Origin of the sequence: Amycolatopsis sp. NPDC051045, from assembly GCF_040682955.1 — a bacterium.
Taxonomy (GTDB): Bacteria; Actinomycetota; Actinomycetes; order Mycobacteriales; family Pseudonocardiaceae; genus Amycolatopsis.
Window position 1 is genome coordinate 102,652 of record NZ_JBFBCC010000022.1, and the last position, 22,036, is coordinate 124,687.

Genomic DNA, 22,036 nt, shown 5'->3' on the forward strand with positions numbered 1-22,036 from the left:
GCCACCTTGACGCCAAGTCCCTCAAGGTGGCATTCACGGAATTTCGCGGACGGGGGCGGCGAGGATGCGGGCGACCCGGGTTTCGAGGGGCCGGTAGCCCGCCTGGGCGGCCAGCTTGATCGCCGCTTCGGCGTGGGTGCGCGCCAGAACGGCGTCACCCACGGCGAACGCCGCTTCGGCGAGACCGGTCAGCGCCGCGGCTTCGCACCACGTGAAGCTCGTTTCGCGGGCGATGTCCAGCGCCGCCGTCAGGTGTACGACCGCGTCCGCCGCGCGGTTCAGCCGGAGGCAGGTTTCGCCGAGCGAGGCCAGCGCGGACGCTTCGGTGCCCCGGTCGCCGATGCGGCGGGTCAGCTCCACCGCGTCGGCCGCGTCCGCGAGCGCGCGCGTGCCGTCGCCGGCCCGGGCCTCCATGACCGCCCGGCCGGACAGCGCCGCCGCTTCGCCGTACTGGTAGCCGAGTTCCCGGTTGGCGGTCAGGGCCCGCTCGTAGAACTCGGCCGCGACGGCGTTCCCGAGGTCGCGGTGGACGTGCCCGAGGTCGACCAGCAGCACGGCCACGCTGAACCGCGCGTTGTCGCGTTCGGCGATCTCCAGCGCGCGGCCGAAGTGGCCGAGCGCGGCGGCGAAGTCGCCGACCTGGCCGCAGGCGAACCCGAGGTTGGCCAGCGCCATCGTGATGGCCGGCATGCCGGTCTCTTCGCACAGCCGCAGCGCCTCGAGGCCGCACGTGATCGCCTCGTGCGCGTCGCCGAGGCGCTGGTGCACGGCGCTCAGGTTGTTGAGAGCCGCGGCGCGCCCGGTGGGCCAGTCCGCCGCCAGCCCGTCGGCCAGTACCGTCGTCAGGTGCGCGCGAGCTTCGGTGTAGCGGCCGCTGTTGACCCCGGCGAGCGCGATGGACAGCCGCATCGCCGCCTGCGCTTGCCGATCGCCGTCGGCCTGCGCGGCGGTCAGCGCCATCGTGGCCGTGTCGATCCACTCCGTGTGGTGGCCGCGGTGGTGGAAGAACGCCCGCAGCGCGTCGGCCAGGTGCCACGCGTACTCGTGCGGGCCGTGCGCCGCCGCGTGCTCGACGGCGGCGGCGAGGTTCGGCCACTCCGTGTCCAGCCAGGCCAGCGCGTCTTCGGTGCCCTCGAACACCTGCTCCGGGCCGGGCCGGGGCAGCCGGAGGAAGTGGGGGATCAGCAGGCGCCCCGCCGCGTCGGCCGTCGCGAGGTAGTGCTCGAACAGCCGCCGCCGCGCCGCCTCCGCCTCGGCGGCGGGGTCGTCGGCCGTGACCCGCCCGCCCGCGTAGCTGCGCAGCAGGTCGTGGAAGCGATAACGGCCGGGCAGGTGCCGTTCGACGAGGTTGGCCGCGGCGAGGGCCTTGAGCTGCTGCCCGGCGCGGCCTTCGGCGACCGCGGCCAGCTGCGCGGCCACCGGCGCGGTGAACGTCTGGCCCGGCACCAGCGCGAGCCGCCGGAACAGCAGGCGGTGCGCGGCGGGCAGCGCCCGGTACGACACGGAGAACGCCGTCGTGACGGCGCTTTCCTCGGCGCCGTCGACACTCAGCCCGGCGAGGGGATCGCCGTCGGCCAGCTCCCGAGCCAGCTCCGCGATCCCGGACGCTTCGCCGGCGCCGAGGTTCGCCGCGGCCAGCCGCAGCGCCAGCGGGAGGTGCCCGCACAGCCGGGCCAGCTCCGCCGCCGCGGCCGGCTCGGCGGCGACCGCGGGCGGCCCGAGCACGGTTTCCAGCAGCTGCCGCGAGTCCTCGGCCGGCAGCACCGACAGCGGCACCGCCCGCGCGCCGGTGCGGGCGATGAGGTCGCCGAGCCGCTGGCGGCTGGTGACCAGCACCGTGCCCGACGGCGGCAGCAGCGGCGTCACCTGCGCGCTGTCACGCGCGTTGTCGAGCAGGACCAGCACCTGCCGGTCGGCCAGCAGCGAGCGCCACAGCGCGGTGCGGCCGTCCGGGTCCGGCGGGATCGCGCGCGGGTCGGTGCCCAGCGCCCGCAGCAGCTGCGCGGCCGCGACGGCCGGGGTGAGCGGCTCGTGGTCCGGGTCGAACCCGCGCAGGTCGAGGTAGAGCTGGCCGTCACCGAACCGGTCGCGGACGCGGTGCGCCCAGCGGACGGCGAGCGCGGTCTTGCCGACGCCCGCGGTGCCGGTGATCACGCGGATGTCCGGCCCGGGGCCGTCGCCGGCCGGTTCGTCGAGCCGGGCGAGCTCGGTGGCGCGGCCGCTGAAGCCGCGGACGTCGTGGGGCAGCTGGGCCGGGCGCACCGGTTCGGGCGGCGGCTCCGGCGCGGGCTCCAGGGCCGGGTCGGCGGCGAGGATCGCGGCTTCCAGGCGGGTCAGCTCCGGCGCCGGGTCGAGCCCGAGGCCGGTGGCGAGCCGGGCGCGCAAGCCGCGGAAGGCGGCGAGGGCGGCGTCGGTGCGGCCTTCGCGGTGCAGGGCGAGCATCAGCTGGCCGACGAACCGCTGCCGCAGCGGGTGCGCGGCGACCAGCGTCGTCAGCTCGGCGAGCACGTCGCGGCCCCGGCCGAGCCGCAGTTGCGCGTCGATGCGGTCTTCCAGGGCGCTCCAGTGGGCTTCGTTCAGCCCGGCGAGGAGCCGCTCGGCGACCTCGGGGGACGCGGTGCCGGCCAGGGCATCGCCCCGCCACAGCGCGAGGGCCTCGTCGAGCAGCGCGACAGCGGTCTCGTCGCCGGCCGCACGGGCCCGGCGGACGAGGGCGGTGAAGCGGTGGGCGTCGACGGTGTCCGGGTCGGCGCGCAGGACGTAGCCGTGCCCTTCGGTGACGAGCTCGGGGCCGCCGGCGGCGCGGAACACCGCACGCAACCGCGAGATCAGCGCCTGGACGGTGTTGCGCGCGCTGGCCGGGGGATCGTCGGGCCAGAGGAGGTCCACGAGCCGGTCCATGCCGACCGGCCGGCCGGCTTCGAGGAGCAGAACGGCGAGGACCAGGCGCTGCTTGCGGGAGCCGAGATCGACCGGGGCGCCGTCCGCCGCCGCCTCGACGGTGCCGAGGACGCGGAACTCCACCCGGTCACCTCCGCTTTCGTTCACCCGGTCGTGGCCAGGCGTGCAAGCGTACTGCAAGCGTGGTGCAGCCCCGATCCGCCATCCTGGCCGGGCTGCAGGACATGATCCCGATGATGTCCACAGTCGGCTCGGCCGCCGGGGAACCGGCGGATTCGGCTGTCGTTTCCACGGGCGGCACGGGCTGGGGGTAGGACCACCACGGCGATCCCTCCACGGTCGCCGTGGTGGCCCTTTTTCGGTTCCTGCCCGGTGCAGCTTCCGCCGGGTGCGGCAGCTGTCCCGGCCTGGCCGTGCTCCGGTGGCGGCGCGGGCGGCCTCGACGCAGAATGCGCGCATGCAGCCCACGGTCGTCCGGGTGGCGCGCCTGTCCGACCCGGCCGGGCCCGCCGACGGCGTCCGCGTGCTCGTGGAACGGCTCTGGCCGCGCGGCACCGCCCGCGCGAGTGTCGTCCTCGACGGCTGGTACCGCGGGCTCGCCCCCTCCGACGAGCTGCGCACCTGGTACGGCCACGATCCCGAGCGCTTCGCGGAGTTCGCCGAGCGGTACCGCGCCGAGCTGCGAGCGCCCGACCGGGTGGCGGCGCTGGAGCGGTTGCGCGCGCTGGCCGGCGACGGCCCGGTGACGCTGCTGACGGCGAGCGGGTCACCGGCGATCAGCCAGGCGGCCGTGCTCGCGGCGGTGCTCACCGGGGAGTGAGGTGGCCCGTCGCGCGGCCGGGTTCAGGAGTGTGCCGGGACGTGAGCCCTGCCCGGCGGGCCGCGGCCGCTCCGCCGGTTCAGGAGCGTGCGGGGTCGGTCGTGACCCTGACCGTCGCGGTTGCGGAGCCGAGTGTCTCGTGCCGGGCGGTGAGGGTGAGTGTGCCCGGTGGGCCGGGGAACGGCCGTAGTCACGCCGCCGGTTCAGGAGCATGCGGGTTCGGTCATGAGCAGCCCGCAGTAGCGGTCGTCGGCGGCGGCCAGGTCGTGGGCCTTCGCGTGCAGCTCCGCCTGCTGCTGCCGGTGTAGCCGTTGTAGGCCAGGACCTCGACGTCGCCGCCGGCGAAGCGGGCGCCCGTGGCGCTGGCCAGCGCGCCGCTGGTCGGCCGGGACGGGTCGAGCTGCCGGGCGAGCCGCCCGGTCCGCTGGTACGTCGCCGTCGTGCCGTCGGCTTCGTTCACCCGCGTGCCCCAGACGACGACGCTCGCGTGGTTGCGGTCGCGTACGACCATCCCCGCGACGTCCGCCAGGTTCCGCCGCTGCCAGGCGTCGTCCCCGAGGTGGCCCCAGCCCGAGCCGGACCCCGCCGAGCCCGCGCACGTCGAACTCGACGGTCGTGCCGCGCACCGGGGCGGCGCCGTGCGCCAGTTCGCGGCCCGCTTGGCGCACCGACGCGGGTCACCTGTCCCGCGGCGGGCGCGTCGAGCGTGCACGTCAGGTGCCGCGACCGGCCGGGGGAGAGGACATCGATGGGCCGGGCGAAGACGTCGGTCAGCCGGATCCGCCGCACCGCGCCGATCGTGGCCGGGCGGTAGATCCCGGCCGGCTGGTAGAAGTCGATCACCGACGGCCCCGCGCCGCGCGGGAGGTTGGGCGGGACGTCCAGCCGCCACCGCCCGTCGACGACCACGGCGAGGACGTTGTCGCCCGGCACCACCCCGGGCAATTCCACCTCGAAGGGGAGGTAGCCGCCTTCGTGGGCGGCGAGGAGCCTGCCGTTGAGGTGCACCTCGGCGTTCGTCATGACGCCGTCGAAGCGGGCGGTGTGGCGCTCGGCGGTCGTCACCGTGAAGTGCTTGCGGTAGATCCACCGGTCCTGCCAGGACGCCGGGTCCCAGCCGGTCCACGAAAGCGGCGTCACGCAATGGGGCAGCTGCACCGGCGCGAGGTCGATCTCGTCGAAGCCGAGGGCGGTGCAGCCGTCGTCGTACCGCCCGAACAACCAGAAATCGCCCAGCCCCGGGGTTTCCGGGCCGGGCGCGGCGTGTCGGGCCGATCCGGCGACGGCGGCGCCGAGCAGCGCGGCCCCGCCGGCGGCCAGGAACCCGCGCCGGGACAGCCGCGGGTGCGAGTCGGCCATCGACGACCTCCGTGCTCGGGCTCTCCCGGAGTTATCGCTGGTGGCCGGTGAGACGTCACAACCGGGCAGCGGGTTGCTCAGCGCAGGGTCGAGGCGCGGACCACCAGCTCCGGGGTGAACACGACCTTCCGGTGTTCGTGCCCGGTTCCGGTGGTTTCCGCCAGCAGGAGCTCCGCGGCGGTGCGGCCGATGTCGGCCCGCGGCTGGCGGACCGACGTCAGCGGGACCGCGGCCGCCGCGGCGAACTCGATGTCGTCGTAGCCCACGATCGCCAGGTCCTCCGGGACGCGCATGCGCAGGTTCGCGCAGGTCTGCAGCAGGCCGAGCGCGACGAGGTCGTTGGCGCAGAACGCGGCGGACGGGCGGACCGACGCCGGCAGTCCCGCCAGCCGCTCGCCCGCGCCGCGGCCGTCGGCCACGGTCAGCGCCGCCGTCGTCAGGTCGACGAGGTGGTCCGGGCCGAGCCCGGCGGCTTCCAGGGCCCGCAGGGCACCGAGCCGCCGGTCGCGGACCTGGCCGACCGCCGTGTGGTTGCCGATGAAGGCGATCCGCTCGTGGCCCTGTTCGACCAGGTGCCGCACGGCGATCTCGCCGCCGTAGACGTCGTCGACCGCGACCGAGCAGTGCGTGGTGCCCGCCGGGGTGCGGTCGACGATGACCACCGGCGTGCCGCGGCGCGCGATCTCGCCCAGCAGCGGGGCGTCCGGGTCGACCGGCGTGATGAGGATGCCCTGGACGCGCTGCTGTTCGAGGCGCCCGAGGTAGGCCGCCTCCCGCGACGGCTGGTGCGCGCTGTTGCAGAGGAACAGGGAGAGGTCGCCCTCACCGGCGGCGTCCGCAGCGTCTTCCATGCCGGCCGCGACGTCGGTGAAGAACGGGTTGCTGCCGTCGAGCATCACGTAGGCCAGCACCCGGCTGCGCCCGGCCCGCAGCTGCCGCGCGGATTCGTTGCGCACGAAGCGGAGTTCGGCCATCGCGGCCTCGACCTTGGCCCGGGTCGCCGGGCTGACCCGGTCGGGCCGGTTGAGCACGTTGGACACCGTGCCGAGGGAGACGCCGGCGGCCAGCGCAACGTCCTTCATGCCTGCCGTCCTCGGCTCGGCACCGGGCTCCCTGACCACCAATCGAACCCCCTCGTTGAAACGTAACATCACCGCGAACCATCCACCGGAGAAGCTGTTTGGCCACGGCTGCGCCGATGCATTGACTTGTTCTTCCGCCGCATAGTAGCGTCACCGCGCCAGGTTTGTGAAACCTTTCAATCCGGAGGTCGCGATGACGCGGCAGGACCCGGGCCGGGCCCCTCTGCTGGAGGTGCGCGGCGTGACGAAGTCGTTCGGCGCGGTCGCGGCCGTCGCCGGCGTGAGCTTCGGCCTGCACGCCGGGGAGGCCCACGCGCTGGTCGGGGAGAACGGCGCCGGCAAATCCACGATCGTCAAGATGCTCGCCGGGGTGCACAAACCCGACGACGGCACGCTGCTCATGGGCGGCGAGCCCGTCGAGTTCGGCTCGCCCGCCGACGCCAAGGCGGCCGGCATCGCGGTGATCTACCAGGAACCCACGCTGTTCCCCGACTTGAGCGTCGCGGAGAACATCGTGATGGGCCGCCACCCGCGCAAGAGCCTCGGCCGGATCGACCGGGCGGCGATCCGCGCGGAGGCCGAGCGGCTCTTCGCCCGCCTGGGCGTCCGGATCGACCCGGCCCGCCCGGCCCGCGGGCTGTCGATCGCCGACCAGCAGATCGTCGAGATCGCGAAGGCGCTCAGCGCCGACGCCCGGGTGCTGGTGATGGACGAGCCGACCGCCGCGCTGAGCCGCGTCGAGGTCGAGCGGCTCTTCACCGTCGCCAGGACGCTGCGCCAGGAAGGCGCGGCGATCATGTTCATCTCCCACCGCTTCGAGGAGATCACCGAGCTCTGCCAGCGCGTGACGATCATGCGCGACGGGCGGCACGTCTCCACTGACGCGATCGCCGAGGTCACCGTCGAGGAGATGGTCAAGCGCATGGTCGGCCGCGACCTGGACGCGTTGTTCCCGAAGCAGGACGTCGAACCCGGCGCGGTCGTGCTGGAGGTCGAAGGCCTCGCCCGGGAGGGCGAATTCCGTGACATCTCCTTCTCCGTGCGGGCCGGGGAGATCGTCGCGTTCGCCGGGCTCGTCGGGTCCGGCCGCTCGGAGGTCGTCCAAGCGGTCTTCGGCGTCGACGAGCGGGACGCGGGAGTCGTGAAGGTGAGCGGGAAGAAGCTCAAGCCGCATTCGTCGCGGGCCGCGATGGCCGCCGGGATGGCGCTGGTGCCCGAAGACCGGCGCCAGCAGGGCCTGATCATGGACCTCTCGATCGAACGGAACGTGACGTTGCCGCGGTCGCGCGCCCTGGCGAAGCTCGGCTTCCTGACCGGCGCGAGCGAACGGCAGGAGGCGCGGCACTGGACCGAGCGGCTGCGCACCAAGTACCGCCGCCTCGGCGACCCCGTCGGCACGCTCTCGGGCGGGAACCAGCAGAAGGTCGTGCTGGCCAAGTGGCTGGCGATGGCGCCGAAGGTGCTGATCGTGGACGAGCCGACGCGCGGGATCGACGTCGGCACGAAGGCCGAGGTGCACCGGCTGATGTCGGCGCTGGCCGCCGAAGGCGTCGCGATCGTCATGGTGTCCTCGGAACTGCCGGAGGTGCTGGGCATGGCCGACCGCGTGCTGGTGATGCGGGAGGGCCGGATCGTGGCCGAGCTCCCGCGCGCCGAGGCGACCGAGGACTCGGTCATGTTCGCCGCGATGGGCCAGGGAGCCGCCGCATGACCGTGACCGAGGAGGCCCGCGTGACCGGGGAGCCGACCGTCCCTTCGCGACGGTCGTGGACCGCGAACGTGCTGAAGGCCCGCGAATCCGGCATCGTCCTCGCCCTGATCGTCCTGGTCGCGTTCACCGCGACGCAGAACTCCCGGTTCCTGTCCGGGCAGAGCATCCGGGACATCCTGCTCGGCACGGCCATCCTGGCGGTGCTCGCGGTCGGGCAGGCGATCGTGATGATCACCCGCAACATCGACCTCTCGGTCGGCTCGGTGCTCGGCCTGGCGGCGTTCGCCGTCGGCACGCTGATGAAGGACCACCCGGGCCTGCCGGTGATCGTCGCGATCCTCGTCGGGCTCGGCGTCGGCGCGGTGTGCGGGCTGGTCAACGGCGCACTGGTGCGCTTCGGCCAGGTGCCCGCGCTGGTCGTCACGCTCGGCACCCTCTACGCCTACCGCGGCGTCAGCTACTTCTGGGCCGGCGGCCAGCAGATCAACGCCGACAAGCTGCCCGCGTCCTTCCTGGACTTCGGCACGGCCTCGGTGCTCGGCGTGCCGTGGCTGGTCCTCATCGCGCTGCTGGTCCTGGTCGTCGCCGGGATCGTGCTGCGGAGCTACCGCGCCGGGCGCGAGCTGTACGCGATGGGGTCGAGCCCGCAGGCCGCGCAGCTGGCCGGCATCCGCGTCGGCCGCAACACCAGCGCGGCGTTCCTGGTCAGCGGCGCGCTCGCCGGCCTGGCCGGGATGCTGTTCGCCGCCCGGTTCGGCACCGTGGACGCGGCCGCCGGCACCGGCTACGAGCTCAACGTCGTCGCCGCGGCCGTCGTCGGCGGGGTCGCGGTGTTCGGCGGCAGCGGCTCGGTCTGGGGCGCGGGCCTCGGCGCGCTCCTGCTGACGGTGATCGGCAGCGCCCTGGCCGTGCTCGACATCAACCAGTTCTGGCAGCAGGCGATCGTCGGCGCGCTGATCCTGCTCGCCATCGGCGCCGACCGGCTGGTCGCCGTCCGGATCGAGAAAACACTGCGAAGGCGCTCGGCGACGCAGGAGAGGGATTCCCATGTCTGACCGGGGAAACCGGCTCGGCCGGCTGCTCAGCTGGGACGCCGCCGTCGTCCTCGTGACGGTCGTCGTGCTGATCGTCGCCTCCGGTGCCGTCGAGAACTTCGGCACCAGCCGCAACTTCACCTTCCTGCTGCTCGACCTGCTGCCGATCGCGCTGGTCGCGCTGCCGATGACGTTCATCATCGTCACCGGCGAGATCGACCTCTCGGTGGCGAGCACGCTCGGCCTGACCTCGGCGGTGATGGGCTCGCTGTGGAACGCCGGCTTGACGATCGAGCTGATCATCCCGCTCTGCGTCGTCCTCGGCGTGGTCCTCGGCGCGCTGAACGGCTTCTTCGTCACCGTGCTGAGGCTGCCGTCCCTCGCGGTCACCATCGGCACCCTGGCGCTCTACCGCGGCCTGGCCTTCGTCGTGCTCGGCGACGGCGCGGTCGCCGACTTCCCGCGTGACTACACGACTTGGGTCACCGGGACGATCGGCGACGGACCGGTCCCGAACGTCCTCGTCCCGCTGATCGTCGTGGCCCTGCTCTTCGGCGTCGTGCTGCACGCGACGCCGATCGGCCGCGGGGTGTTCGCCGCGGGCGCCGGGGAGCAGGCGGCCCGGTTCGCCGGGATCCGCACCGGGCGGCTCAAGTTCTGGCTGTACGTCGTGAGCGGCGCGGTCGCCGGCCTGGCCGGGGTGCTGTGGACGCTGCGGTACTCCAGCGCCCGCGCCGACAACGGATTCGGCCTCGAACTGGCCGTCGTGGCCGCCGTGCTGCTCGGCGGCGTGTCCATCTTCGGCGGCAAGGGCACGCTGCCCGGCGTGCTCGCCGGGGTGGTCCTGCTCGCCTCGCTGCAGAACGCCCTGCGTTTGCAGGACGTCTCGAACGAGGCCCTCAACATCGTGACCGGCGTGCTCCTCATCGTGTCGGTCCTGCTCCCCAACATCGTGTCCTCGGCCCGAACGGCGCTCCGGCGCCGCCATCGAGCTGCCAGCGCGGTTTCCCCAGAAAGGTGACGAAGATGTCCCGACGGTTCCTCACCGGCGCAGTGTCGGCCGGGCTGGTACTGGTCCTGGCCGCCTGCAGCGGCACGACCAAGAACGACAACGCCGGCTCCGGCGCCCAGCAGTCCACCGCCGCGGCGAACCCGAACGCCGCGGCCAAGGAGGGCGTCAAGATGGCCTTCCTGCCCAAGCAGCTGAACAACCCCTACAGCGACATCGAGGTCAGCGGCGGCAAGGCCGCGCTGGGTGAGCTGAAGGGCGAGTACAAGCTGGTCGGGCCGAACGACGCGAGCGCGTCGTCGCAGGTCAGCTACATCAACACGCTGATCCAGCAGCAGCAGGACGTGATCGGCATCGCCGCGAACGACCCGAACGCGGTGTGCCCGTCGCTCAACCAGGCCCGCGGCGCCGGGATCAAGGTCGTCGCGTTCGACTCCGACGCGGCCAAGGACTGCCGCGACGTCTTCATCAACCAGGCCACCACCCAGGGCATCGGCGAGGCGCTGGCCAAGCAGGCCAAGGACCTCTCGGGCGGTTCCGGCGAGATCGCGGTGCTGTCCGCGACGCCGAACGCCACGAACCAGAACGCCTGGATCGAGGTGCTCAAGAAGGAGCTGGCCAAGCCGGAGTACGCGAACCTGAAGCTCGACAAGGTCGCCTACGGCAACGACGACGACCAGAAGTCGTTCCAGGAGGCCCAGGGCCTGCTGCAGTCGTTCCCGAACCTCAAGGTGATCGTCTCGCCGACCACGGTCGGCATCGCGGCCGCCGCGCGGTACGTCAGCTCGTCGAGCTACAAGGGCAAGGTCGCGGTGACCGGCCTCGGCACGCCGAACCAGATGCGCGCCTTCGTCAAGGACGGCACGGTCAAGCAGTTCGCGCTGTGGAACCCGGCGGACATCGGCTACCTCGCCGCCTACGCCGGCGTCGCGCTCAAGTCCGGCCAGATCACCGGCAAGGAAGGCGAGAAGTTCAAGGCGGGCAAGCTCGGCGACTACACCATCGGCGCCGGTGGCGAGATCGTGCTCGGCCCGCCGACGACGTTCGACGCGAACAACATCGACAAGTTCAACTTCTGAGTCTCCCGGCCGGGTCGCGACGGGCGGCCCGGCCGGGTTCTGCAAAGGACGGACTTTGCCCCGATACTGCTTCAGCCTGCAGGTCAAGCCCGACCGGCTGGCCGAGTACGCCGAGCGTCACCGCGCCGTCTGGCCCGAGATGCAGCAGGCGCTGCGCGACACCGGCTGGCGCGACTATTCGCTGTTCCTGCGCGAAGACGGCCTGCTGATCGGGTACGTCGAGGCCGACGACCTGGCCGCCGCGCAGGCCGCGATGGCGAAGACCGAGGTCAACGCCCGCTGGCAGGCGGAGATGGCCGGGTTCTTCACCGGCCTCGACGGCGGCCCGCCCGACGAGGGCTTCCAGCTCCTAGATGAGGTCTTCCACCTCGAACCCCCTACCGTCGCGGAAGGACAGTGATCACCGTGGGCGACTTGACGGCCGTGAAGCAGGCTCTGCGAGCTCAGCGCATCGAAACGCCGTCGTGGGCGTACGCGAACTCGGGCACCCGGTTCAAGGTGTTCCCGCAACCCGGGGTGCCGCGCACGCCGGAGGAGAAAATCGCCGACGCCGCGACCGTGCACCGGTTCACCGGGGTGGCGCCGAGCGTCGCGCTGCACATCCCCTGGGACAAGGTCGACGACTACGGCGCCTTGACCGCCTACGCGCGTGACCTCGGTGTCGAGGTCGGCGCGATCAACACCAACGTCTTCCAGGACGAGGACTACAAGCTCGGCTCGGTGACCAACCCCGACCCGGGCATCCGCCGCAAGGCGACCGACCACCTGCTCGAAGCGATCTCGATCATGGACGCGACGGGCTCGCGGGACCTGAAGCTGTGGTTCTCCGACGGGATCAACTACCCCGGCCAGGACGACATCCGCGACCGCCAGGACCGCCTGGCGGCGGCGCTGAAGGAGACCTACGAGCGGCTCGGCCCGGACCAGCGGATGCTGCTGGAGTACAAGCTGTTCGAGCCCGCCTTCTACGCCACCGACGTCCCGGACTGGGGCACGTCCTACGCCCACTGCATCGAGCTGGGGGAGCGGGCGACGGTGTGCATCGACACCGGCCACCACGCGCCCGGGACGAACATCGAGTTCATCGTCGCGTTCCTGCTGCGCGCGGGGAAGCTCGGTGCGTTCGACTTCAACTCCCGGTTCTACGCCGACGACGACCTGATGGTCGGCGCGGCGGACCCGTTCCAGCTGTTCCGGATCATGTACGAGATCGTCCGCGCCGACGCGCTGGACCCGGCCTACGGCATCGCGTTCATGCTCGACCAGTGCCACAACATCGAGGCGAAGATCCCGGCGATCATCCGCTCGGTGATGAACGTCCAGGAAGCGACCGCGAAGGCGCTGCTGGTGGATCGCTCCGCGTTGCGCGCGGCGCAGCAGGCGGGCAACGTCCTGGAAGCGAACGCCGTGCTGATGGACGCCTACAACACCGACGTCCGGCCGCTGCTGGCCGAGCTGCGGGAGGACACCGGGCTCGACCCGGACCCGATCGCGGCCTACCACCGCAGCGGGTACCAGGAGCAGATCGTGGCCGAGCGCGCCGGCGGCACGCAGGCCGGATGGGGAGCATGAGCATGACCGTGCCGGAGCAGCTCATCGCGCGCAGCAACGCGCTCGGGGCCGACCCGCGCAACACCAACTACGCCGGCGGCAACACCTCCGCCAAGGGCGACGTCACCGATCCGGTGACCGGCGCGCCGACGGAGGTGCTGTGGGTGAAGGGCTCCGGGGGCGACCTCGGGACGCTGACCGAGGCCGGGCTGGCGGTGCTGCGGCTGGACCGGCTGCGGGCCCTGGTGGACGTCTACCCGGGAGTCGAGCGCGAAGACGAGATGGTCGCCGCGTTCGACTACTGCCTGCACGGCCGGGGCGGCGTCGAAGCACGCTTTCCCGCTGAGACGCCATCAGAACCAGCGGCGCCGTCGATCGACACGGCGATGCACGGCCTGGTCGAGGCCCCGCACGTCGACCACCTGCACCCCGACTCGGGCATCGCGCTCGCCACGGCGGCCGACGGGCCCGCGCTGACGAAGGAGTGCTTCGGCGATCGCGTCGCGTGGGTGGACTGGCGGCGGCCGGGCTTCCAGCTGGGCCTCGACATCGCCGCGGTCAAGGCGGCGAACCCCCGGGCGATCGGCGTGATCCTCGGCGGGCACGGCATCACCGCCTGGGGCGCGACGTCCGAGGAATGTCAGCGGAACTCCCTCGAGATCATCCGGACCGCCGAGGAATTCCTCGCCGCGCGCGGCACGCCGGAGCCGTTCGGCCCGGTCGTCCCGGGCTTCGAAGCGTTGCCGTCGGCCGGGCGGCACGCGCGCGCCGCGGCCTTGGCGCCGGTGATCCGCGGGCTCGCCTCGACCGACCAGCGTCAGGTCGGCCACTACACCGACAGCGACGTCGTGCTGGAGTTCCTGTCCCGCGAGAAGCTCGGACCCCTCGCGGCACTGGGGACCTCGTGCCCGGACCACTTCCTGCGCACGAAGGTCCGTCCCCTGGTCCTGGACCTGCCCGGGACCGCGCCCCTGGAGGACGTCGTCGCGCGGCTGAAGGAGCTGCACGCGGAGTACCGCGACGCCTACCGCGGCTACTACGAGCGGCACGCCACCCCGGATTCGCCCGCGATGCGCGGCGCCGACCCGGCGATCGTGCTGGTGCCCGGGGTCGGGATGTTCTCCTTCGGCAAGGACAAGCAGACCGCGCGGGTGGCGGGGGAGTTCTACGTCAACGCGATCAACGTCATGCGCGGCGCCGAGGCGGTGTCCACCTACGCGCCGATCCCGGAAAGCGAGAAGTTCCGGATCGAGTACTGGACGCTGGAAGAGGCGAAGCTGCAGCGGATGCCGAAGCCCAAGCCGCTGGCCGGGCGCATCGCGCTGGTCACCGGGGCCGGCTCGGGGATCGGCAAGGCGATCGCCCAGCGGCTCGCCGCCGAGGGTGCCTGCGTGGCCATCGCCGACCTGAACGGTGACGCGGCCGCGGAGGTGGCCGCGGAGATCGGCGGGACGGCGGTCACCGCCGATGTCACCGACGCGGCGGCGGTCCAGGCCGCGGTGAACGCCACCGTGCTGGCGTTCGGGGGGATCGACCTGGTGGTCAACAACGCCGGGCTGTCCATCTCGAAGCCGCTGCTGGAGACCACCGAACGCGACTGGGACGTCCAGCACGACGTGATGGCCAAGGGCTCGTTCCTGGTCGCGCAGGCCGCGGCGAAGGCCATGGTCGCGCAGGGCATCGGCGGCGACATCGTCTACATCTCGTCCAAGAACTCGGTGTTCGCGGGCCCGAACAACGTCGCCTACGGCGCCGCGAAGGCCGATCAGGCCCACCAGGTGCGGCTGCTGGCGGCCGAGCTCGGCGCCCACGGCATCCGGGTCAACGGCGTCAACCCCGACGGCGTCGTCCAGGGCTCCGGCATCTTCGCCGGGGGCTGGGGTGCCCAGCGTGCCGCCGTCTACGGCGTGCCGGAGGAGAAGCTGGGCGAGTTCTACGCCCAGCGGACCATCCTCAAGCGCGAGGTGCTGCCCGAGCACGTCGCGGCGGCGGTGTTCGCCCTCACCGGCGGTGACCTCACCCACACCACCGGCCTGCACGTGCCGGTGGACGCCGGGGTCGCCGCCGCGTTCCTGCGCTGACGGAGGACCGATGACCATGGATCGCATCACCCCGCGCCGCACCCGCGTCGGCCTCGTCTCCGGCGGGCTCGGCGCCTACTGGCCGCAGTTCCCCGCACTGCTGCCCCAGCTGGAGGCGTCCGCGCGGCGCGTCGCCTCTCGGCTGTCCGAAATGGACTGCGAGGTGATCGACGCCGGGTTCGTCTCGGACGCGGCCGAAGGCGCGGCCGCGGCGGAAAAGCTGCGGGTGGCCGGCTGCGACCTGATCATCGGCTTCCTCACGACGTACCTGACGTCCAGCATGCTGGCACCGGTCGCGCAGCGCTCGGGCGCGCCGGTGCTGCTGCTGAACCTGCAGCCGACCGAGGCGATGGACCACGAGTCCTTCGACACCGGCGCGTGGCTGGCCTACTGCGGCGTCTGCCCGCTGCCCGAGATGGCCAACGCGTTCCGCCGCCTGGGCGTCGAATTCCGCTCGGTGTCCGGGTACCTCGAGGATGCGCGGGCCTGGACGCGCATCGAGCGGTGGATCAAGGCCGCGGGCGTCCGCGCGGCGCTGCGCCACGGCCGCCACGGCCTGCTGGGGCACCTCTACCCGGGCATGATGGACGTCTCCACCGACCCGACGCTGGTGTCGGCGCAGCTCGGCGGGCACGTCGAGATCCTGGAGATCGACGACCTGCGGGTGCGCGTCGAGAAGGTCACCGAGGAGGAAACCGCGGCTCGGGTGGCGCTGGCCCGCGAAGTGTTCACTGTGGACGAGTCCGTTGTGGACGAGGACTTCTCCTGGGGTGCCCGGGTTTCGGTGGCCCTCGACCGGCTCGTCGCGGACTTTTCCCTCGACTCGCTGGCCTACTACCACCGCGGGCTCGACGGTGAGACCCACGAACGCGTCGGCGCCGGGTTCATCCTCGGCGCGTCCCTGCTGACCGCCCGCGGCATCCCGGCCGTCGGCGAGTACGAGCTGCGGACGTCGCTGGCCATGCTGGTCATGGACCGGCTCGGCGCCGGTGGTTCGTTCACCGAGCTGCAGGCGCTGAACTTCCGCGACGGCGTGGTCGAGATGGGCCACGACGGCCCGGCGCACCTGGGGATCAGCGCCCGCAAGCCGCTGCTGCGCGGCCTGGGCGTCTACCACGGCAAGCGCGGCTGGGGCGTGTCGGTGGAGTTCGACGTCAAGCACGGGCCGGTGACGCTGTGCGGGCTCGGCCAGCGCCGGGACGGGACGTTCACGCTCATCGCGTCGGAAGGCACGGTCGTGCCCGGGCCACTGCTGCGGATCGGGAACACGACGTCCCGCGTCGACTTCGGGTGCGATCCGGGGGAGTGGACCGACGCCTGGTCGGCCAGCGGGATCGCGCACCACTGGGCGCTCGGCACCGGCCACCGCGTCGCCGAGCTGACCGCCGTCGCGGACCTGCTCGGTCTGGAGCTGACGGTGGTACGCCCGTGAAGCGGGTGGCGGCCGTCGACCTCGGCGCGTCCAGCGGGCGCGTGATGGCCGGAACGGCCGGGCCGTCGCTGCTGACCGTCGAGGAGGTGCGGCGCTTCCCGAACGGCGGGGTCCGCGCGGGGCCGGCGCTGTACTGGGACATCCTGGGGCTGTATCGCGAGACCCTGGCCGGGATCCGGGAAGCCGGCCGCCTCGACGGCGTCGGCATCGATTCCTGGGCCGTCGACTACGGGCTCCTGGACGACCGCGGCGCGCTGCTCGGCAACCCCGTCCACTACCGCGACCCGCGCACCGACGGCGTGCCCGCTGAGGTCTTGTCGAAGGTGTCCGCGCGCGAGCTCTACGACGTGACCGGCCTGCAGCAGCTGCCGTTCAACACGCTCTACCAGCTGCTCTCGGAAGGCGACCGGCTCGAGACGGCGTCGACGATGCTGCTCATCCCCGACCTGCTGAACTACTGGCTCACCGGGGCGATCGGCGCCGAGCGGACGAACGCGTCGACGACGCAGCTCTACGACGTCCGCGCCCGGACGTGGGCGGCTTCGCTGGCGTCGCGGGTCGGCATCCCACCGCGGCTCCTGCCGCCGTTGCGCGACCCCGGCACGGTGGTGGGCACGGCGGACGAGCTGTCCGGCGTGCCGGTGGTGGCGGTCGGTTCGCACGACACGGCGTCGGCGGTGGTCGCGGTGCCCGCGTCCCCCGGAGCGAACTTCGCGTACATCTCTTCAGGCACGTGGTCACTGGCCGGCCTGGAGCTGCCGGCACCGGAGCTGAGCGACGCGGCGCTGGCGGCGAACTTCACCAACGAGGGTGGCGTCGACGGAACCATCCGCTTCCTGCGCAACGTGATGGGCCTGTGGGTGCTGTCGGAAACACTGCGCACGTGGTCGACGTCAGACCTGCCGGGCTTGCTTCGCGGGGCGGCTTCCTCGCCTCCACTTGCGGCGGTGGTGGACATCGATGCACCGGAGTTCTTGCCCCCGGGCGACATGCCATCCCGCCTCGCGGCGGCGTGCCGGGCAACGGGCCAGCGCCCGCCGGCCGACCGGGCGGCGGTGGTCCGTTGCATCGTGGACAGCCTGGCCTTGGCCCACCGCCGCACGATCCACTCGGCGTCCCGCTTGACGGGCCGCCCGGTCGAGGTGATCCACCTGGTGGGCGGAGGAGCCCGCAACGAGCTCCTGTGCCAATCGACGGCGGACGCGTGCGGGGTGCCGGTCCTGGCCGGCCCGGTCGAGGCAGCGGCCCTGGGGAACGTGCTGGTCCAGGCCCGGGCGCTGGGGGAGGACCTGCCGGACCTGGCGGCGATGCGGGCGTTGGTGCGGGAGACGCAGGAGATCCGGCGCTACGAGCCGTCGGGCAGCGCCGACTGGGCGGCGGCGGAGGCCCGGCTGCACGGCTGACGGTCCCAGTTCGCGCGGATTTCGGTCAGGAGTTCGCGTGCTTCCTGGCGGCAGAGGGTGCTGAGCAGGGCCAATTCCTTTGCCGCACCGGCCCGGATGTGGCGGGGGACCGTTTCGTTGTGCGCCAATTCCCTGCACACGACCGCGGCCGGCTCACGGTAGTCACGGTGCAGTGTGGACATTGCTTTGGCGCAGCGCAGCCTGATCGACGGTTTGAGGGCCCGGCCTTCGGCCATGGCACGCAACGCCAAAGCGGCCTCTTGCGGCTCGTGCTTGCCGATCGCCTCGACAACATGGATTCGGGCCGTCGCGTTCGTCGTGGGCAACCGCCGGAGGAAAATCAGTACTTCGCTACGCAGGTCGGGCCGCATGTCGCCGAGGACCCGCGCGGAATGCACGCGGGTCAGGACTGGCAACGTCTCGTCGATCATCATGGCTCGCAGTCGTTCCGCGGCAAGTTTCCGGCCGTGTGCTCCGAACATCGCGAGATCCCCGGCCGCCCGCCAGCGCAGCGGCGGCCGGGTTTCCGGATCGTCGGCGATAGCAGCGAGGACCCGGGCGCCTCGCTCGCGGTCTTGGCGTTGGTAATCGCGCATCGAGTTCGCAGCGAGCCAGCGCGTTGCGGTGGGGGTCCGTTCGTCGTCGCGTAGTGCTCGGATGCCGTCGAACCTCTCGAGTGCCTGGAGAAGGTCAAGCCGGAACTTTCCGGTGATGCGGTCGTTGCCGACCAGCCGGGCCAACCGGGCGAGATCGCTTTCTGTCAGAGGGCTGGGAAATAATGCGAGAAGAAGTTTCGCAGCCTCGAGCCGGTGCTGCCATGCTCGGTTTTCGGCGTCGAGAGTGGCACGTGCCTTGGTCAGGATATGAACTCGCCATGCCGGATCGAAGGCCGCGAGTGCCACGAGCCGTTGTCGCCGTACGCGGCCGCTTGCTCTGAGTTCCGCCAGAATGGTGACTGCTTCCGGGAGGAGCCGGGGTGACAACCGGCCGAGCGCGGCCGCTGCGGTGACCCGCTCAGCCGGGGGCGTCTCGGGACCGGCCAGCGCGTCGCGAAGCACGATCTCGGTTTCGCTTGCCAAGGCCCAGTTGTCCCAGTAGCCGGCCGTTGTCTCGACCCATGTGGCGATCGAGGCTGTACGCTCGTTGAGGATGGCCCGTGAAACGGCCCGGAACTCAGGCGCCGGCAGGTAGCGGCTTGTTCTCTGCCGCACCGTGTTGGACGTTGCCGGATCGTGGACGATAGCTCTCGCGAGGGGCACGAGCTCGATCGGCGACTGGTTGGCCATCGCGAGCCATTGCAGCGCGTTGGCGCGTTCGGCGCCGGACAGTTCGGTACTGCGTGCCAATCGCCGAACTGCGGTCTGCGCGGAGACGTGCTGGGAAACGTCGAGTTGCATCAGTTGATTCGCTGCTTCGCACCGGTGGGAAACGGGTTCTCGTTCGTTTTCGATTACTCTCCGGTGGAAGTTGATTGCGTCCTCCGTCGTGGACGGATCCAGTGCCGCGAGCCGGATGACGGCGTCGGTTCGCCAAGTGAATTCGAGGTGCTCATCCGAGGCTTGCGACCGAATTTCCGTCAACGCCTCGTGGCGCAGTTCGGGATGGATTTCGAACAGTTCACCGGCGCAACTTTCACGCAACCAGACCTGGGTGTCCGGAATGGAAGTGTTCGTTCGCACGTCCTCGGGCAGGTCCGCGCCGAGGGCGGCGAGTTCTTCGAAGTAGGCGGTCCAGGCTCCGCGGGTGTTGGCGTAATGAAGGCACATCATCGTTGTGGCGGCCGCCGGGACCTCGGCCGGTCGCCTGCGCGCCAAGACCATGGCCGCCTCGATGCGGTGGCTGACGGCGATCGACTCGTCCGCGCGCAGGGCTCGCATTGCCGCGTCGATCCGGAGATCGACCACGTCCAATTCGTCCAGCACCTTGGCCGTTTCGCAGATGAGGTCGGCTGTTGCCGGTCGTGCCACCACGACGGAGGCCAGCGCCTGGCCCAGCTCAGCTCGCCGAACGGTGCTCACCTCGGAGAAGCCGTCGATCGACGAACTGAGCTCCCCGACAGGTATCTCGCTTCTCTCGAGGAGTTCGATGAATTCTGTGACTGCCAGAGCGTGGTGGTGCCGTCCGAGGTTCACGAGGCTGTGGGCGGCGGCCACCCGATGCCGGACGCCACGCGTCGGATCTTTCAAGACCGTGGTGAGAGCGGTGGCTGCGGCGCGTGGATCGGTGTCGTCGTCGTAGAAGATGCCTTCTGAGGTGTGCGCTTCCCACGCATTCGCTTCTCGAGGACCCATCAGGTCGAGAAGTGCGCTCGACGCCTGATGGTGGTAGACAGTGTCGAGCAACTGGAGGGTACGCCAGGCTGTGACGCGGAGCTGAGGATCGGCTGTGCGCCCCGAAGCGATTTCGAGGACATGCTGAGCTGCTTCGGCGTGGAACTCCGGCCCGAGCCGGAACAGCTCACTGACTGCCTGGACGCGAACGTGGGGATCGGCCGCGCGATCCGCGAGTTTCGTTTGCAACGCGCGCACAGCCGACGTCCGGTGCGGCTCGCCCAAGTCGGCGACTTTGCCCCAGGCCGTGGTGCGTTCGTAGCTTCCGGCCCAGGGATGACCGGCCACCTTTTCCGCTACTTGTGCCGCCTCCAGGTGGTACTCAGGGCCAAGGCTCATGAAGGCATCGGCTATCCAGAGCAGCGTGTTGGGGTCGGCGTCCTTGACGGCGGATACCGCACGGAGCAAATCGAGAGCCAGCTCTCGGAATTCCGGTCCGAAGTCCGCAAGCGAGCTGGCAATGTACACGCGGGAGAATGCGCCCGTCCTTGGGTGGGACGCCAACGTGGACAGCTTTTCCCCTGCCTGATGCCGGTACTCGGGCCCGAGCTCGGCGAGGACGCGGGCCACTGGCACGTGGACGTGACTCGGCTGCTCCTCGGCTAGTCGAGAGTTGAGCGCGGCAACCGCTTCCGTGAGCTGGTGGTGGCCTAGGGAGGCCATGCCCAAAGCCGCGTTTCGCACATCGGCGGTGGGGCTGTTCCGCCTGTCCAAGACAGTTCGGAAGAGATCGGCGCAGCGATCCTCGTTTCCTCCGCCGATCTCCAGGAGACCCATGGCCGCTTCGATCAAGTCCTCCTGCGGGGCAAGGGCGTCGTCGAGGAGTTCGGTAAGGACGGCGATCGCCCGGGATCGGGGTTCGGGGCCCAGCCCGGCGAGGACGATCGCGGCGTGACGCCACTGCAACGCGGTCGCCGTGTTGTCTGCCAGCACCGACAGCAGGCCGGTCACGGCCGCAGCGCGTTCGCCGGCGCCACAATCGGCCAGCGCTTTGGCGGCCTCGGACCGGAACTTGACCGGGATTGTCTGGTCTTCCACGACCGACCGCAGCATGGCCACCGCGTCGAAGCGATTCGGACCATACAGCCGGACGGCCAGCGCCCGGCCAGCCTCGATTCGCGATTCCCACGGTGCCTTCTCGTCACGCATGAGATCGAGCAGCCAACCCGCCAAGCCAGGGTGGTGGGCCGCGCGGCTCACCTGACCGAGGATCTCTTGTGCTGGGTATTGGGTCGTCATGGCCCAGGCATTGGCCTTGGTCAGGAAGGCGTCCGTGACCTCGATGCTCGCCGGTGCGTGCCAGGCCAGGAGCCTGGCCGCCAGCACCTGCATGGCCGCGTTGCCAGTGTGCAGGTGCTCGATCAGGCGGTTGGTCTGGTCCTGGCGCAGCCGCGTGTAGTGCAGCAGGACGAGCCGGGCTTGCCGCCCGCGTTCGCCCGGGCGCGCCCTGTGCACGAGCTGGACGAACTCCTCGGCTTCCGGTTCGAACCGGTCCGGGAGCCCACGTGCGTGCGCGGTGGCCGCCAGGTGTTCGGCGAAGCTGTGGTGAAGGAACTGAAGGTCTCCGCCCCGGGAAACGAGCGGCCCGACGGAGGTGAGGTATGTCGTAAGGTCGTCGCGCCAGTTCGTGTTGTCGCAGATGTGGGGCACGTTGGCGGCGGCCCAGTCATAGGCCGCCGCCAGCAGGGACGTGTCTTCTTCCCGGCGCACGCGGCCTAAGTGCTCCAGGAGGCTTTCGCGGGATTGGTCCCACGGTGCGGAGGCGATCGATCGGGCCGCTCGCAGGTACTCCAGATAAGCTTCGTAAAGCTCGTACCGATTGTCCGGCAGCCGCCGGTCACGGTCCTGCTCGAAGATGATCGCGGCGATCGTGGCGAGCAACGGTACCCGGACCAGTTCGTCGAGATTCGCGTCGCGCACCTGCCGGACGAACCGTTCGGCGTCGCTTTCGGTGAACCACTTGGCGGCGAAGCGATGCAAGGCATCCTCGTCGAAGGGCAGGAGTTCGTAGCGAGCCGCGCCGGCTCCGTGGAGCGGCGCCAGGGCCGCACCGGCGATCGGTCGGGTCGTCAGGACGATCCGCAAATGTGCCGAGGCGTCGTCGGACGTCCACGTGGCCAGTACCTTGATCAGCCGGTCCCGCTGGCTTAGACCGCATCTCGTTTGGGGGTGTTGTGGGGTAGGCGATATTGTTGATCAACGATGAGCGATGTGGAGAAGTGGTGTCCGGAGCCGTTGTGGTTG

At 71.3% G+C, this 22,036-nt stretch carries 16 protein-coding genes; 11 read left to right on the forward strand and 5 right to left on the reverse strand.

Going from position 1 to position 22,036, the window contains the following annotated elements; genetic code table 11:
- Window positions 1-33 precede the first annotated feature (33 nt).
- Window positions 34-3,024 (reverse strand): BTAD domain-containing putative transcriptional regulator, encoded by a 2,991-nt coding sequence (locus tag AB0M80_RS36145; protein WP_364573931.1) that lies wholly within the window; start codon window positions 3,022-3,024, stop codon window positions 34-36.
- Window positions 3,025-3,083: 59 nt separating this feature from the next.
- Between AB0M80_RS36145 and AB0M80_RS36150 the strand changes: the two genes are divergently transcribed.
- Window positions 3,084-3,215 (forward strand): hypothetical protein, encoded by a 132-nt coding sequence (locus tag AB0M80_RS36150; RefSeq protein ID WP_364573933.1) that lies wholly within the window; start codon window positions 3,084-3,086, stop codon window positions 3,213-3,215.
- 143 nt (window positions 3,216-3,358) lie between these two features.
- Window positions 3,359-3,721 carry a DUF488 family protein gene (locus AB0M80_RS36155; protein ID WP_364573935.1) on the forward strand — a complete coding sequence of 121 codons (363 nt, stop codon included), beginning with the start codon at window positions 3,359-3,361 and terminating at the stop codon, window positions 3,719-3,721.
- Between the two features lie 223 nt (window positions 3,722-3,944).
- Here the strand turns inward: AB0M80_RS36155 and AB0M80_RS36160 are convergent, their stop codons facing one another.
- From AB0M80_RS36160 to AB0M80_RS36170, 3 genes are all read right to left on the reverse strand, one after another.
- Window positions 3,945-4,232 (reverse strand): glycoside hydrolase family 2 TIM barrel-domain containing protein, encoded by a 288-nt coding sequence (locus tag AB0M80_RS36160; protein WP_364573937.1) that lies wholly within the window; start codon window positions 4,230-4,232, stop codon window positions 3,945-3,947.
- Window positions 4,178-5,080 (reverse strand): sugar-binding domain-containing protein, encoded by a 903-nt coding sequence (locus AB0M80_RS36165; protein WP_364573939.1) that lies wholly within the window; start codon window positions 5,078-5,080, stop codon window positions 4,178-4,180. Before AB0M80_RS36165 ends, AB0M80_RS36160 begins: the two co-directional genes overlap by 55 nt.
- A gap of 77 nt (window positions 5,081-5,157) precedes the next feature.
- Window positions 5,158-6,162: a LacI family DNA-binding transcriptional regulator gene (locus AB0M80_RS36170; RefSeq protein ID WP_364573941.1), complete on the reverse strand. Its 1,005-nt coding sequence runs from the start codon at window positions 6,160-6,162 to the stop codon at window positions 5,158-5,160.
- A 193-nt stretch (window positions 6,163-6,355) separates the two neighbouring features.
- Here AB0M80_RS36170 and AB0M80_RS36175 point away from each other — a divergent pair, with 193 nt between their 5' ends.
- Genes AB0M80_RS36175 through AB0M80_RS36215 form a run of 9 tightly spaced genes read left to right on the forward strand, consistent with a single transcriptional unit; the run spans window position 6,356 to window position 17,462 of the window.
- Window positions 6,356-7,873, forward strand: coding sequence for a sugar ABC transporter ATP-binding protein (locus AB0M80_RS36175; RefSeq protein ID WP_364573943.1), 1,518 nt, complete (start codon window positions 6,356-6,358; stop codon window positions 7,871-7,873).
- Window positions 7,870-8,928, forward strand: a complete 1,059-nt coding sequence (locus AB0M80_RS36180) for an ABC transporter permease (protein ID WP_364573945.1) — start codon at window positions 7,870-7,872, stop codon at window positions 8,926-8,928. Before AB0M80_RS36175 ends, AB0M80_RS36180 begins: the two co-directional genes overlap by 4 nt.
- Window positions 8,921-9,928 (forward strand): ABC transporter permease, encoded by a 1,008-nt coding sequence (locus AB0M80_RS36185; RefSeq protein ID WP_364573947.1) that lies wholly within the window; start codon window positions 8,921-8,923, stop codon window positions 9,926-9,928. The genes AB0M80_RS36180 and AB0M80_RS36185 overlap by 8 nt, the downstream gene beginning before the upstream one ends.
- Window positions 9,929-9,933: 5 nt before the next feature.
- Window positions 9,934-10,995 carry a rhamnose ABC transporter substrate-binding protein gene (gene rhaS, locus AB0M80_RS36190; RefSeq protein WP_364573949.1) on the forward strand — a complete coding sequence of 354 codons (1,062 nt, stop codon included), beginning with the start codon at window positions 9,934-9,936 and terminating at the stop codon, window positions 10,993-10,995.
- Window positions 10,996-11,050: 55 nt separating this feature from the next.
- Window positions 11,051-11,395, forward strand: a complete 345-nt coding sequence (locus AB0M80_RS36195) for an L-rhamnose mutarotase (protein WP_364573951.1) — start codon at window positions 11,051-11,053, stop codon at window positions 11,393-11,395.
- Window positions 11,392-12,567 carry an L-rhamnose isomerase gene (gene rhaI, locus AB0M80_RS36200; protein WP_364573953.1) on the forward strand — a complete coding sequence of 392 codons (1,176 nt, stop codon included), beginning with the start codon at window positions 11,392-11,394 and terminating at the stop codon, window positions 12,565-12,567. Before AB0M80_RS36195 ends, rhaI begins: the two co-directional genes overlap by 4 nt.
- Before the next feature lie 2 nt (window positions 12,568-12,569).
- Window positions 12,570-14,627 (forward strand): bifunctional aldolase/short-chain dehydrogenase, encoded by a 2,058-nt coding sequence (locus AB0M80_RS36205; RefSeq protein ID WP_364573955.1) that lies wholly within the window; start codon window positions 12,570-12,572, stop codon window positions 14,625-14,627.
- A gap of 10 nt (window positions 14,628-14,637) precedes the next feature.
- Window positions 14,638-16,059: an L-fucose/L-arabinose isomerase family protein gene (locus AB0M80_RS36210; RefSeq protein WP_364573956.1), complete on the forward strand. Its 1,422-nt coding sequence runs from the start codon at window positions 14,638-14,640 to the stop codon at window positions 16,057-16,059.
- Window positions 16,060-16,064: 5 nt separating this feature from the next.
- A complete protein-coding gene (locus AB0M80_RS36215) occupies window positions 16,065-17,462 on the forward strand; it encodes a rhamnulokinase family protein (protein WP_364573966.1) in 1,398 nt (465 codons plus the stop codon).
- Here the strand turns inward: AB0M80_RS36215 and AB0M80_RS36220 are convergent.
- Window positions 17,405-21,877: a hypothetical protein gene (locus AB0M80_RS36220; protein WP_364573958.1), complete on the reverse strand. Its 4,473-nt coding sequence runs from the start codon at window positions 21,875-21,877 to the stop codon at window positions 17,405-17,407. The genes AB0M80_RS36215 and AB0M80_RS36220 overlap by 58 nt on opposite strands.
- Window positions 21,878-22,036: the final 159 nt, after the last annotated feature.

What these genes read in the sequence shown, in the direction of transcription:
- AB0M80_RS36170 (WP_364573941.1), bottom strand. Translation starts at nt 6,162, where the DNA reads ATGAAGGACGTTGCGCTGGCCGCCGGCGTCTCCCTCGGCACGGTGTCC.
- AB0M80_RS36165 (WP_364573939.1), bottom strand. Translation starts at nt 5,080, where the DNA reads ATGGCCGACTCGCACCCGCGGCTGTCCCGGCGCGGGTTCCTGGCCGCC.
- rhaS (WP_364573949.1), top strand. Translation starts at nt 9,934, where the DNA reads ATGTCCCGACGGTTCCTCACCGGCGCAGTGTCGGCCGGGCTGGTACTG.
- AB0M80_RS36205 (WP_364573955.1), top strand. Translation starts at nt 12,570, where the DNA reads ATGACCGTGCCGGAGCAGCTCATCGCGCGCAGCAACGCGCTCGGGGCC.
- AB0M80_RS36160 (WP_364573937.1), bottom strand. Translation starts at nt 4,232, where the DNA reads ATGGTCGTACGCGACCGCAACCACGCGAGCGTCGTCGTCTGGGGCACG.
- AB0M80_RS36175 (WP_364573943.1), top strand. Translation starts at nt 6,356, where the DNA reads ATGACGCGGCAGGACCCGGGCCGGGCCCCTCTGCTGGAGGTGCGCGGC.
- AB0M80_RS36180 (WP_364573945.1), top strand. Translation starts at nt 7,870, where the DNA reads ATGACCGTGACCGAGGAGGCCCGCGTGACCGGGGAGCCGACCGTCCCT.
- AB0M80_RS36210 (WP_364573956.1), top strand. Translation starts at nt 14,638, where the DNA reads ATGACCATGGATCGCATCACCCCGCGCCGCACCCGCGTCGGCCTCGTC.
- AB0M80_RS36185 (WP_364573947.1), top strand. Translation starts at nt 8,921, where the DNA reads ATGTCTGACCGGGGAAACCGGCTCGGCCGGCTGCTCAGCTGGGACGCC.
- AB0M80_RS36155 (WP_364573935.1), top strand. Translation starts at nt 3,359, where the DNA reads ATGCAGCCCACGGTCGTCCGGGTGGCGCGCCTGTCCGACCCGGCCGGG.